A 13,068-nucleotide genomic window follows, 5' to 3' on the forward strand; every position below is an offset into this window, starting at 1 on the left:
AAACGCCTCCATGCCCGAGTACGTCATGCACCGGGCCCACGAGGTCATGGTCGAGCGCGGCATCACGGACGCCTCGAAGGTCGGCATCTACGGCCTCACCTACAAGGAGAACGTCGACGACGTCCGCGAGTCCCCGACGCTGCAGATGCTCGAGTCCATGTCCGAGCACCTCTGCGCCGGCTCCGTCAAGGTCTACGACCCGTGGGTCGAGCGCGACGAGGTTCCCGGCCAGGTCCACTCTATGGATGAGTTCCTGGACGGACTGGAGATGGTGATCGTGATGGTCGGCCACTCCCAGGTCACGGACAACCCCGGCATCTTCGGCGAGCGCGTCCTCATCGACCCGCGCAACGTCTGCGGCGACGGAGAGAACGTCTACAAGCTGTAAGACCATGTGACTCTTCAGGAGAAATCGTTTTGAAGAAGGTAATGCTCGTCTTCGGCACCCGCCCGGAGGCAATCAAGATGTGCCCGCTCGTCAACGAGCTCAAGGCGCGTACGGATGAGTTCGAGACCGTCGTGACTGTGACCGGCCAGCACCGCGAGATGCTGGACCAGGTTCTGCGCGTCTTCGATGTGACTCCCGACCACGACCTGGCGATCATGAAGCCGGGCCAGACGCTGTTCGATGTGACGTGCGACGTGCTGCTTAAGCTCAAGGCCGTCCTCGAGGACGAGACGCCCGACGTGGTCCTGGTCCACGGCGACACCACGACCAGCTTCGCCGCAGCGCTCGCGTGTTTCTACCTGCAGATCCCCGTGGGGCATGTGGAGGCCGGCCTGCGCACGCACGACATCTACAGCCCCTGGCCGGAGGAGTTCAACCGCCAGGCGGTCGACATCGTGAGCGAGTACTACTTCGCGCCCACGGAGGCGAGCAAGCAGAACCTGCTCGGCGAGGGCAAGCTCGAGTCCGGGATCTGGGTCACCGGCAACACCGGCATCGACGCACTGCGCACTACCGTGCGCGAGGGCTACTCCCACCCCGAGCTCGATTGGGCCGAGGGCTCCCGCCTCATCCTCATCACGGCGCATCGCCGCGAGAACTTGGGTGAGCCCATGCACCGCATGTTCCGCGCCATCCGCCGCGTGATGGAGGAGCATCCGGACACAAAGGCGATCTACCCCATTCACATGAACCCGCTCGTCCGCAAGGCGGCCCACGAGGAGCTCGACGGTTTCGACCGTCTGCACATCATCGACCCGCTCGAGGTGCTCGACTTCCACAACTTCATGGCCGCGAGCCACCTCATCCTCACCGACTCCGGCGGCATCCAGGAGGAGGCCCCGAGCCTCGGCAAACCGGTGCTCGTCATGCGCGACACCACGGAGCGTCCCGAGGGCGTGGCCGCCGGCACGCTGAAGCTCGTCGGCACCGAGGAGGACGTGATCTACCGCGAGTTCAGCCGCCTGCTCAGCGATCAGGCCGAGTACGAGGTCATGAGTCATGCGTCGAATCCTTACGGTGACGGACATGCGAGTGAGCGAATTGCGGACGTTATTGGAGGTAAATAGTGAAGCTAAAAAAGAGGTTTACTCTTTCTCTTAAAAACAACCTGCGCTTCATTCCTGATGAGGCATATATGCGTCTCTACTTCAAAGCCAAACTTCATTACGAGCCTGATTTCGAGTGTCCTAAGACATTCAATGAGAAGCTGCAGTGGTACAAGCTTAACTACCATAATCCAGTTTTGACTTAGCTCGCAGATAAATATGGCGTGCGCTCTTTCGTCGAACAACGTATTGGGTCCGAGTATCTTGTGCCACTTTTCGGTGTTTTCAATGCAGCTGAAGAGATCGATCTCGATAAATTGCCGGAGAAGTTTGTGCTTAAATGTACTCACGACTCGCAGAGCACATTTGTTTGCACGGATAAGTCGTATTTTGATTTTGTTGAGGCCAAGAAACGTCTGAATGTTGCCTTGCATAGAAACTGGTATTGGCAGGGCAGGGAGTGGGCTTATCTCGGTATCACGCCTCGCATTGTGGCGGAAGCATTTCTTGATGAACCTGGAAGAGCGACTCCGACTGATTACAAATTCTATTGTTTTGACGGTAAGGCAGCTCTTGTTCAGACGGACGCCGATCGTTTCACTAATCATGAAATGCAGTACTTTTCTACTGAATGGGAGCAGCGTGGCGATATCGACCATGAGGTATCTGAGCATGAGCCTACTGTAAAGCCCGAGAACTACGAACTTATGCTTGAGCTTTCCGAGAAACTCTCTGATGGTTTCCCTCACGTGCGGGTTGACTGGTACAACATTAGCGGTAAACCTTACTTTGGCGAGATGACTTTCTATACCGGAGGCGGATACGATCCCTTCTATGCACTAGAGGAGCAACCCGATAGACTTGACCGAGAGCTTGGCGATTTGTTTGTTTTGCCAACTGTTTCCCATTTAGAAAAGTACTGCGATTGGTCTTGCCCTTCTTCTAAAAGATCTTTAGGTGCTGATAATGCCTAAAGTGTTGATGATTGGCCCGAGTCTTGATGCTATGGGTGGCATCTCCACGGTTGAAAACAACATTATGAAGTGGTCGAATCGTAACGAAGGTTCAATAGAATTCATTTCGACAACTGCTGAGGGCGGGAAGTTCAAGAAGCTCTCCATTGCCCTTGTGGCTTATATGAAATATCTCAGTAGGCTCAACGCGTGCGATCTCGTACATGTGCATATGGCGTCTCGTGGCAGCTATCGCCGAAAAAAGATCTTCATGAGGGCGGCCTTCTTTCGAAACAAACCCGTTCTTCTCCATCTGCATGGTAGCGAGTTCGGTGTTTGGTTTGACGAAGAATGTAGCGAGGCTGAGAGACGCGATATCTCGCATTCCTTTGATTGTTGCTCAAAGGTGGTCGTTCTGTCGGAGGAGTGGAAGGAATTCCTTCTAAAAAGGCACATCTGTTCCTTGGATCGTATCGTGGTGGTGCATAACGCCGTTGACGTTCCTGAGGTTAACGCTATTGATTATTCGTGCAATACGGTTTTGTTCATGGGGCGTCTTGATGCGCGCAAGAGTCCGGATTTACTTTTGCGCGCTGCTAAGCGCGTTCTTAAGACTCATCCCGATGCGCGTTTTGTCTTTGGCGGAGACGGGGATGTGCCAGCATATGAACAACTGGCGGATGAACTTGGAATTGGTGACAGGTGCAGCTTTATAGGCTGGGCTAAAGGTGAAAAAAAGACGAAGCCTTTCGCAACAGTAGCATGTTCTGCCTTCCTTCGAAGAATGAGGGCATGCCTATGAGTGTGCTTGAGGCAATGTCGTACGGACTTGCTACCATTGCGACTCCTGTCGGGGGTATTCCACAAGTCATTACCGACGGCGTAGACGGAATTATGTTTCCAGTTGATGATGTTGATGCGTTGGCCACTAAGCTCGAGAATCTCATGAGCGATATCTCTTACAAGGAAATGATTGGAATTCAGGGACGAGCTCGCATAAAAGATGCCTTTTCCCTTACGGCGTTTATGAACCGGCTTGGCATGGTTTACGAAGATATTTGCCGGTGAGACTCGCTTTCTTGGGCGATATTGGAGACCCGTCAGACTCCGTTTCTTATTTCCAAGTTGCACATTTAGGAGCGTGACGATGGATAAGACTATTCATTACTGCTGGTTCGGAGGCAATCCGCTCTCTGAGACTGCTGTGAGGTCCTTGGCTTCGTGGGAGAAGTTTGCGCCTGGGTTTGAGGTCAAGCAGTGGAATGAGGATAACTTCGACTTCGCATCATGCTCTTGGTCAAGGGGCGCGTATGCGGCGGGCCTCTGGGCATTTGTGTCGGACTACGCTCGCTTTAAGGTCTTGTATGAGTACGGCGGCATCTATATGGATATCGGCAGCGAGCTCATACGAGACATATCGCCTCTCATGGAAAGCATTCCTTTCACTGCAATCGAAGAATCCTCGTTGACTGCCACCACCGGCTTGATTGTTGCTGTTGAGCCTCATGACCCTGTAATTCGCGCATGCGTGGAACGATATGAGTCGATGGAGTTCTCCTGTGATCCTGATTTTCTCGACAAGATCACGGTGAATGAGGTATTCACTGCTGAGCTTCAAAAAATCGGCTTTGAACGCGTGAATAAAGAGCAGCATTTCGGTGGCTGGCTTGCCTTGGACTCCAAAGCGTTCAACCCCGTTTACGGTTTCGGCGGTTATCACATCAAGCGTGAAACCTACAGCATCCATCGCTCTTCGGGAAGCTGGGTTGAGCCCAAATATCGCATCAAGCGGAAGGTTGTGCGCAAGTGTTCCCCTTTCATTGGGCGAAGGCTTTCGCAGATTTTGGGTCGAATTCTCATGGAGCTTAGTGACGGTGGCTTGGTTGTAGGAACTAAGAGAATCTTTGGCGTTGTTCGCGAAAAGATTGCTAGAGGAGAGAGAAGTTAGAGTGGACGTATTCGCTAAAGATACTTATCACTATTTCGGTACGCAAGGCGTAAAGCTCGGCCGGTTATTAGGTGATTTTGGCTACCGCTATGTTTTCTATCTAAGGATGTGTCAGGCAGGGGGTTTGCGAAAACTCCTCTTCACGCTTCCGAGGAAACATCTTTCCAGGAAGTGTGGACTCGAGATTTCGCCATCAACTCAAATTGGTCAAGGCTTCTACATTGGTCACCCTTACGGCATTACTGTAAACGCCGGCGCGAAGTTCGGCCGTAACGTGAACATCCATAAGGGATGCACCATCGGCCAAGAAAACCGTGGCCATAGAAAGGGCGTCCCTACGATTGGTGACCGCGTATATCTCGGTATTAACTCGACGGTTGCAGGTAATGTGACCATTGGAAACGATGTCTTTATTGCCTCCAATACCTTTGTTAACCAGGATATTCCCGATCATTCGATAGTCATTGGCAACCCGTGCAAGATTATCGAAACCGATAACGCTACTGAAGGTTACATCATCAATTTGGTTTAACGAGCTTGCGAATAGTTAGGCGGTAAGATATTGAAACGCATAGGCATCCTCACATTTTCGAATACCGTAAATTATGGTGCTTCGCTACAAGCATGTGCTCTGCGCAGGACCGTGATGTCGTTGGGCTGCGACTGCGAAGTGCTCAATTACAGCAATAAGGAACTCGATGATCGAGAGTTGGGTACGTGCTTCTCGTTCAATCCTTCGGATGCCGTTCGCTATTTCCTTCGCAGGGGTTTTGAGCGCCAGAGGCTTAATTCGTTCAGTCGATTTGCTAAGCGCAATCTAAGCCCTACGGGAAAGCTGGATAAGCAAGCTCTTATTGATAGAGCCAAGAGCCTCGACTGCGTCCTCATTGGCAGCGATCAGGTTTTCAATCCTCGGGTTAATGGGCATGACCCAGTCTTCTTGGGTGAAGGCATCGCTGAAGTTACAAAGGTCGCGTCTTATGCTGCCAGTCTGGGAGATGCGACGGCGGAATCCATTTTGGCATGCGATGAAGGCGCGGCCGACAGGCTGGCAAAGTTCACTGGTCTTTCCGTTAGGGAACCGAGCTCTATGGAGGTCCTTAGCGAGATGGGGCTCGAATCTGTATTTATGCCTGATCCGACCCTGCTTCTTACGGGCGATGACTGGTCGGCGTTAGCCTCAGATGACGGCTTGGATACGATACCTCAATCCTATGTTCTGCTTTATACGCTTAACTCTGAGCAAAAACTCGTGGATCGAGCTAGGAAGATCGCCAGCGAGCTCGGCGTTCCTGTCGTCTGCATTCATTACAACACGAAGAAATTCCCCGGCATGATTAACGTGAGGGGTATCGGTCCGGCTGCTTTCTTGAAGCTTGTTAGTGAGGCGTCGTTTGTTTGCACGGACTCCTTCCACGGCGCCTGCTTCTCCATGAATTTCAATAAGTCGTTTGTCGTTAAAACGTCGGACTCCGCCGTTCAGAGTAACGTCAGGATTACAGACCTGCTCGCACGTTATGGAATTGAGGGTTGTCTGTATCGAGACGAGGTCGTTATTTCGGCTGTTGACTATGGTCATGCAAACCAGACCCTCTCACATGACCGTGATACAGCGCGTGCCTTTATCGCTCGCTGCATTGGATTGTAGGTGTCGTTTCTGGCTTATGTTTGCAAAGAATACTTTTTGGAACTTGGTCTACCAGTTGACCGCTATCGTTGCCGGCTTCCTCGTCCCAAGGGCGATTATTGGCGTATATGGATCCGAGGTTAACGGTCTGGTGACCTCTCTAACTCAGTTTATTGGTTATTTCGCACTTGTCGAAGCTGGTATTTCTGGTGCGGCGACCTTCGCTCTATATAAGCCTATTGCTAAGGGCGACTGGGATGGGATTAACGTCGTGGCTTCGGCCTCGAAGGTCTTTTATCAGAAGTCGGGCATGTTGTTTCTTGTCTTGCTGGTTGGCCTTTCGGTCGTTTATCCCATATTTGTCTCGGTAGGTTCGCTTGCGCCTTGGGAGATCATGGTGCTTACCTTCCTGTTGGGTGCCAAGATCGTCGTGGATTTCTTTTCCCTCGCCAAGTACCAAGTTTTCCTTACCGCCGATCAAAAGAACTGGCTCATTCAACTCGCATCGACGGTCTTCACGCTGGTTAACACGGCCGTCATTTTCTTGTTTGCCTATCTCCATGCTCCTGTTGTCGCTGTCTATGCGTTGGCTCTCTCTGCGGTTTTTGCGCGCAGCCTGATTCTCGCTCTGTATACACGCCGCCATTATCCGAAGCTCAATTGCAAGGTTGATTACGGTGACTATCAGCTACCCCAGAGATGGGATGCGTTGTTTCTCCAAATCTTGGGAGCCGTTCAGTCGGGCGCGCCCGTTATTTTGGCGACCTTCCTCTGTGGGAGCATGAGTGAAGTTAGCGTTCTTGCTGTTTACATGCTCGTATCTACGGGGCTACAGATGATTCCGAATGTCCTTGGTACAGGGCTTCAGGCGCTCTTTGGTCGACAGATTGCTGAGGGAGACTACGAGGGTCTTCGGTCTTCCTATAAGCCATATCGAGCGCTTGTGTACGCAGTCTCCGCTGTGGCATGCGGATGTGCTTTTTCATTGATTATGCCGTTTGTTGATTTGTATGCAGGCGGGTTTCACGATGCAAATTACCACAATGTCCTGCTCGGTTTCCTCGTCGTCCTAAATGTTTTTCTCTATCATGGCAAGTCGTCCCAGGGCCTACTTGTAATTGCTGCTGGCATGTACCGTGAGACTAGGGCGCAGACCTGCTTGCAGGCTGCAATCATTATCGTCTTGGGTATCCCACTCACAATGCGTTTTGGGGTCGTCGGCACAATTGCTGCGTCCTGCGTATCCAATCTATACCGCGTGATTGACCTTTTGCTCTACGAGCCTCGTAAAATCTCGAAGGACTCTCTTTCGAGTTCGTTTTGGTCGTTTGGCGTGTATGTATTACAGACCGTTCTCGTGGCCATGCCTGGCTATCTACTGTCTTGCTTCGCTGGAAGTTGGACAGGATGGATTGCGGTCGCCATCGGTCTTGTCATTTGGGGCGCAGTCGCCGCATGCGCGACGCTCTATTTCTTCGACATGCCTAGCTATAGTTCGATTATTGGTCGTTTTATGAGGATTAAATAGGATGAATTATTTCAGCGCGTCTAGGGCCGGTGTTGAGTCTTGCTCTGAGTTAGAGCGACGCTTTTCCCTAAATGATGGGTCCATGGTGTTCATTCCACTGCTCTTTTACGCCTTTTTCTGCCAATCGCTCGCTGCTTCTGCGCTTGCACTCGATGTCTGCCTCCTGCTATCTGCTACGGCGTTTCTCCTGCATTTTGTGACTAACAGAAGATTTGCTTGCAAAAGATTTGGCCTTGAGCTGGCTTGGGCACCTTTCTTTGTGCTGTTCTTTATTCATAGTTTGATATACGGTGTGACTAATTTAACCCTGCTCGTAGTTTATACGCTTCTATTTCTGTGCATGTATGTTGCGGCAGGCGAGCGATCCTGGGTCACTTCATGCCTTAGGGTTCTTGTCGCCTTTGCAGCATTTCATGCGTTCTGCACCATCGTCTTCTGGCTAGTCCCCGCACTTTATCTGCCAGTTAAATCTGCCTTCTTTTCAGGTAGCTATATGGCTAGGGACTATCGCTCTGGCTTCACGGCGCACTACAGCACTAATTCGATTTATTTGAGTTTGGGTCTCGTCTCTTGGGCCTGTGGTCTTGCTGGTAGCAGGGAAAAGGTTCGGATTAAAGATTTGATGCTGAGCCTGATGCTCTTGCTTGCGCTTTTTCTGACTACTAAGCGGGGTCCTTTGGTTGCATCCGTTGCTGCTATCGTCATCTCGTATCTGTTCGTAAATAGAAAGAAGCTTTCCGGGACGATGCTCAAGACCTTGGTTGTTGCTGCAATCGCTGTAATAGCTGTCGGCGTTCTTGCTACGTTTGTTCCCGCTGTTCAGGCGACTCTTGAGAGGTTTATTGAGCTTTCAGATGATGAAACGGGCAATGGCAGAAGCTATTTGTACGATTGCGCTTGGAGTATGTTTTATGCAAAACCCTTACTTGGTTGTGGTTGGGGGACTTATTCCAAGTATGTTGCCACTACCTCCCTTGGTGCAATGTACAGCAATCTTGGCTTTTCGTCGATGAGTGCTCACAACGTATACCTTCAGTTGCTTGCCGAGACGGGTGTGATTGGCCTTGCGGCTTTTGTTGTGCCTGCGTTTCTCTCCATCCTTGCAGCCATGCATCGATCTGAATCTCTTTTAGAGGAAGGTCCTTATGGGGACTCCTTTTGCTTGTGGGCCTGTTTGGGTGTTCAGATTTTCTTTCTAATTTATTGCTTTTCAGGCAACCCTTTATACGATCCGCAGTGCTACATACCGTATTTCATTTCATGTGTGGCGGCGTTTGCTATTTGCGGCTCAGACAAGATGATTCTTAACGATAGGGAGGGATTCCATGGATATCTGCAAAGATAGTCAACGCTGTACCGGGTGCTCTGCGTGTCTGTCTGTGTGTCCTCGATCGGCGATTCAGATTGTAGAAGACTCTCATGGGTTTTACCGTCCGAAGATTGACGAATCAAAATGTGTTGAGTGCGGTTTGTGCCAGAGGGTATGTCCGGCTAATGGTTTGACGAGCGACGATCTGAAGATGAACTATCGTCGGGTATTGGCTTATCAGGCTGACGACGCCGAACGCGCAAAAAGTTCCTCGGGTGCCGCGTTTTGGACCTTGGCTACTTACGTCCTAAATAATGGCGGCGTCGTTTACGGCGCTTGCTTCGATGAAGATTTCCGCGTTGTTCAGCGGCGTTGTGCCTCTGTTGACGACGCGCAATCTTGTCGAGGCTCAAAATACTCACAGGGCTTCGTTGGCTCTTCATATGTCGAAGCATATAACGACTTGAAACAAGGTCTTGACGTGCTCTACAGCGGAACCCCATGCCAAATTGCGGGTCTTAGGAGTTTTCTGTCTAAGAAAAACTATTCCGGACAGTTGGTTACCTGCGATTTAATCTGCCATGGCACACCTAGTAATCGTATGTTCCGCGAATACATTTCCTTTTTGGAAAAAAAGTCCGGAAAGAAGGTCATCAAATATTTTCATCGCCCCAAGGACAGAGGTTGGGGAGTCCATGTCGAGAAGGCTCTCTTGGACGACGGCACTGCTCTCTATGACACGATTGAATCTAATACTTGGCGAGATGTGTTCTATAGCAATAACGCTTTAAATTCCAGCTGTTATAACTGCGCCTATACCGACGTCAACAGGGTTTCCGACTTTACTCTTGCTGATTTTCTTGGCGTCGATCGAGTTCGCAAAGGTTTTAATGATCAAAAGGGACTTTCTGTTGTTATGGTTAATAGTGAGCTAGCCGAGCGTATTGTCGCATCTGGTGTATTTGAGCCCGGCGTAACAGATATATCTCTTGAAGAGGTGCTGCCCGGTAATCCGATGCTGGAGAGGTCGTCCTCTCCGCAGGGTAACGTTGATGGTTTCTGGAAGGCTTATGAGCATAAGGGGTTCGAGGGCACTGCTCGGTTTGTTGGCGCCTACGGCTTCGTGAAATCTCTCAAGACTCTTGTGAAACAGCTTATTAAAAGGAAATAGTTACTAGGGGCGTTTCTCTTGAATTTAATGGACTTTGTTGAGCATGTGGCGACCTGGATTTATGTCCGGGGTAAGTTGGCGTTTCTTGCAGGAAGATTCCCTGGCCAGATAACCATGACGAAGGCTTTCAGGCGACCGTTTTATTGTCGCGTATCGGATAAAGGCTTTATTAGCGTCGGTGAACGAACGTCTTTCAATTACGGTTGCGTCCTGATTGCTCATGAACGAATTGAGATTGGTAGAGGCTGCCTATTTGGTCCAAACGTCCATGTGTATGACTTCGACCACGGTATGTCGCAGGATGGGATCATGTATCGGGACCAGCCGACTACGACAGCGCCCGTGCATATTGGCGACAACGTCTGGCTTGGCGCGAATGTCGTGGTGCTTAAAGGTGTAGCCATTGGCGATAATGCGGTCATCGCTGCGAATAGCGTTGTTTCTAAAGATGTACCCGCGAAAATGCTATTTCACGAAAAACGGGATCTAGTTTACAGAGAGCTTCGATAGGTTGCTGGATTGGCTTTCAATTCACGATGTACGCTGATCCGATAAAGCAGTATTGATAATGGCTTAATTGGATTAAAGCGTGCTTGCATTAGGGGTATCGGCTTGGGTCGATACCCCTTTTTAACCGGTTTGAAACCGCATCACTGGTAACGTCAAGTTTTTTGGAAATTGACAACCACATGACGGAGCACGGTCCGCGCTCTGTCATGTGGTCTCTGGCGGCTAAGCAGCGAATCACAGACGAATGGGATACGTGCCGAATTTGCGAACATCGTAACGGTCGACGAGGAACTGCTGTGCAAGGAAATGAAGACTCCTCCGAGGAAGACCATCGAGGAGGCGCCCAGCGCGCTGCTCGATGAGGAAGCTAATGGGGGATGGTGCTGTCGGTTGCGCTGGTCGCGCTGACGGGGGCGGCGTTGTTGTCTCTTTTGACATCTACTGCGGAATCACTTGAGTCGGTGGTGTTTGAGCTTGTGGTCCCTTCGGCCTTGTCAGTATCGCTTATTGCTGTCTTAGTTTGTGCCTGTTGCGCGGCTGTTGCTTGAGGCCGCATGGCTTCTGCGATGACCGCCATGGGTATTGGTACGTTTGCCATGGATATGCGCGCGATTGCACATGGTGGGCGATGGGGGGGGCGTAGCGGAGCCTCTCTGGGAGCAGGCGATAGGGTCCAAAAGAAGCACCGGGCTAGCATGCCGCGCATATTTTGTTGGGGTTTTCGGAAACACCAGTAAACATCAGCGAGCTTTCTGTGTTAGCGATGGAATAATTTAGCCAAATATAGTCGGCCGAGATTGACCAATCCCGGCCGACCCATTTTAGCCAGCACGCCCGCATCTATGACTTTCCTATCGCATTCCTACATCCCCTCGGGCTGGATCCCCCTCACCTTCACCGCCTGGGGGACGGCATCCACCGAGCAGGTGTCGAGCCCCTGCCGCGGTTCAGCTGCTGCTCGACGTCATCTCGACCTTCGACTCGGCAGATAGATAGTCTTTGTTTCCAGCGGTCTTCCGGTCTATTTGATTCATCGCCTAAGCAACAATCCCATTCTGAATCCCCGAGATGCTGGGCGGGAAGGACTGGTTGTCAGCATCGATGGAAAAGCTCTCTTCCTTGGCATCCAGGTGTTGCTGAATGCGGTCGGCATACTTATCGGCCCATTCATCGGCCTTGCCATTTCGCACAAAATAATTGTTGGATAGATCGGTCGAGCGGTAGGCGTAGTTGGCCTTCTGGTAGTTAGTCGTGTGGTCGGAGTGGGCGATTGCCATGAGCTCGTCGGTTAGGCCAAAGTACAGATGGCGCTGATCCAGGTCTCCGTACCAGTTGTCGCTGGTGTCGTCCCAGGTTAGGTCCATCTGGCACCATTTGCCGTCGATCTTTACGGCGTTCCAGGTGTGGCCGTTGCCGGTGATGCGGCCGTTGGCGATGCCCGCGGCGTCAAGGAGCTTGGAGTAGATGCGCTGGTAGCTCTCGCAGGTGCCCTGGTGGCGCGTGAGGCCGCTTTCGGCCGAGCACCAGTTGAGGCCATGGTCGTACTCCAGCTGGTCGAGCGTCCAGTCGTGGAGCCACAGCGCCATGTCGTATTCCGAGCCGTTTGTCTGTTGCCTGCACAGGTCCACGGCGTTGTTGACGATCTGCGTGACGCTCGGGCGGGCGGCGTCGTTTACGGTCACCTCCGCCGTGGTGCGCAGGTAGTAGATCCCCTTGTCGTTTTGGGGGTCGTTTCTGTCGTTGTCCATAAAGTAGAAGTAGATGCGGTACGTGCCCGATGCCGTGAAGTCAAAGGTAAAGTCGTGGCCCGCGGTGCCCAGGCTGTAGTAGCTGGCCCATGCCGGGCGCGACGGGTCGCAGACGCTTTCCTGGCTGCCGCCGTCCCAATAGGTGGGCACGTCCATGCGCGCCTTGGCCTGGGACGAGCCGTTGGCCTGGGTTACGTGGAAGGTCGTCGCGGTGCCCGCGGGGGCGTCGTTCCACGAGACGGTGAAGGTGACGCCGTTTTGGGTTGCCGTGGCGGAGTGGGCGTAGCCGGTTTGTGACGTGGTGGAGATGGCCTCGGGCGTGGGATTGGCTTGGGCTCGGAGGGATGAGGTGGGGTTGGCCGCGTCGGTTGCGGCGATGGTGCCGGGCGTGGTGGGGGTGCCGTCGACGCTTTCCATGTTAGCTGCGCTGGTGCCGGTGGATGTTGCGGCGCCGTCCTCTACGGTATCTGCTGTCGCATTTGTGTTGGTGCTGTCTTTAGCCTTGCCTGTGTCGCCGTTCGTGGCGTCGGCTTGCTCCTGCTGCTCGGCGGTTTCTTGAGGCTGAATCGCCTCCGCAATGGCTGCCATAGGCATCGTCGCGCTGACCATGGACATGCACGCGATCGCGCAGAGCAGGTAGTAAAGGGGTCGTTTCATAGCGGAGCCTCTCGGTGAGCAGCCAATAGGGTCCGAAGGCAGCTCCAGGCCAGCACTCCGCACATATTTTATGGCTCTGTTAGACCAAGGTTGACATAAAAACGATGTCACCGCGAGGCGGTA

Annotated in this window: 9 protein-coding genes and 3 pseudogenes; 11 read left to right on the forward strand and 1 reads right to left on the reverse strand. The window is 52.2% G+C overall.

What is annotated here, in order from left to right; genetic code table 11:
• The 11 genes and pseudogenes from DWV43_RS10280 to DWV43_RS10565 form a co-directional block, all read left to right on the forward strand.
• The coding region (locus DWV43_RS10280) for a UDP binding domain-containing protein (protein WP_304650759.1) at positions 1-388 on the forward strand (388 nt) is incomplete at its 5' end.
• A gap of 29 nt (positions 389-417) precedes the next feature.
• Complete coding sequence (gene wecB, locus DWV43_RS08055; protein ID WP_117773586.1) at positions 418-1,515, forward strand: non-hydrolyzing UDP-N-acetylglucosamine 2-epimerase; 1,098 nt, start codon at positions 418-420, stop codon at positions 1,513-1,515.
• A 200-nt stretch (positions 1,516-1,715) separates the two neighbouring features.
• Positions 1,716-2,468: pseudogene (locus DWV43_RS08065) on the forward strand (ATP-grasp fold amidoligase family protein); the annotation flags it as partial.
• A gap of 64 nt (positions 2,469-2,532) precedes the next feature.
• A pseudogene (locus DWV43_RS08070) lies at positions 2,533-3,425 on the forward strand (glycosyltransferase family 4 protein); the annotation flags it as partial.
• A gap of 169 nt (positions 3,426-3,594) precedes the next feature.
• Positions 3,595-4,395 (forward strand): glycosyltransferase family 32 protein, encoded by an 801-nt coding sequence (locus tag DWV43_RS08080; RefSeq protein WP_117773583.1) that lies wholly within the window; start codon positions 3,595-3,597, stop codon positions 4,393-4,395.
• Position 4,396: 1 nt separating this feature from the next.
• A complete protein-coding gene (locus tag DWV43_RS08085; RefSeq protein ID WP_199569431.1) occupies positions 4,397-4,927 on the forward strand; it encodes a serine O-acetyltransferase in 531 nt (176 codons plus the stop codon).
• 30 nt (positions 4,928-4,957) lie between these two features.
• Complete coding sequence (locus DWV43_RS08090) at positions 4,958-6,043, forward strand: polysaccharide pyruvyl transferase family protein (RefSeq protein ID WP_147346394.1); 1,086 nt, start codon at positions 4,958-4,960, stop codon at positions 6,041-6,043.
• Positions 6,044-6,059: 16 nt separating this feature from the next.
• Complete coding sequence (locus tag DWV43_RS08095) at positions 6,060-7,550, forward strand: lipopolysaccharide biosynthesis protein (protein WP_117818265.1); 1,491 nt, start codon at positions 6,060-6,062, stop codon at positions 7,548-7,550.
• A gap of 1 nt (position 7,551) precedes the next feature.
• The gene (locus tag DWV43_RS08100; protein ID WP_117818267.1) at positions 7,552-8,895 is read left to right on the forward strand and encodes an O-antigen ligase; all 1,344 of its coding nucleotides are present in this window, start codon (positions 7,552-7,554) and stop codon (positions 8,893-8,895) included.
• Positions 8,876-10,030: a Coenzyme F420 hydrogenase/dehydrogenase, beta subunit C-terminal domain gene (locus tag DWV43_RS08105; RefSeq protein WP_117818269.1), complete on the forward strand. Its 1,155-nt coding sequence runs from the start codon at positions 8,876-8,878 to the stop codon at positions 10,028-10,030. The genes DWV43_RS08100 and DWV43_RS08105 overlap by 20 nt, the downstream gene beginning before the upstream one ends.
• 348 nt (positions 10,031-10,378) lie before the next feature.
• A pseudogene (locus DWV43_RS10565) lies at positions 10,379-10,483 on the forward strand (DapH/DapD/GlmU-related protein); the annotation flags it as partial.
• A gap of 1,094 nt (positions 10,484-11,577) precedes the next feature.
• Here the strand turns inward: DWV43_RS10565 and DWV43_RS10515 are convergent.
• Positions 11,578-12,945, reverse strand: coding sequence for a transglutaminase domain-containing protein (locus DWV43_RS10515; protein WP_117818272.1), 1,368 nt, complete (start codon positions 12,943-12,945; stop codon positions 11,578-11,580).
• Positions 12,946-13,068: the final 123 nt, after the last annotated feature.

It is taken from the genome of Collinsella sp. AF05-9, assembly GCF_003465595.1.
GTDB lineage: Bacteria > Actinomycetota > Coriobacteriia > Coriobacteriales > Coriobacteriaceae > Collinsella.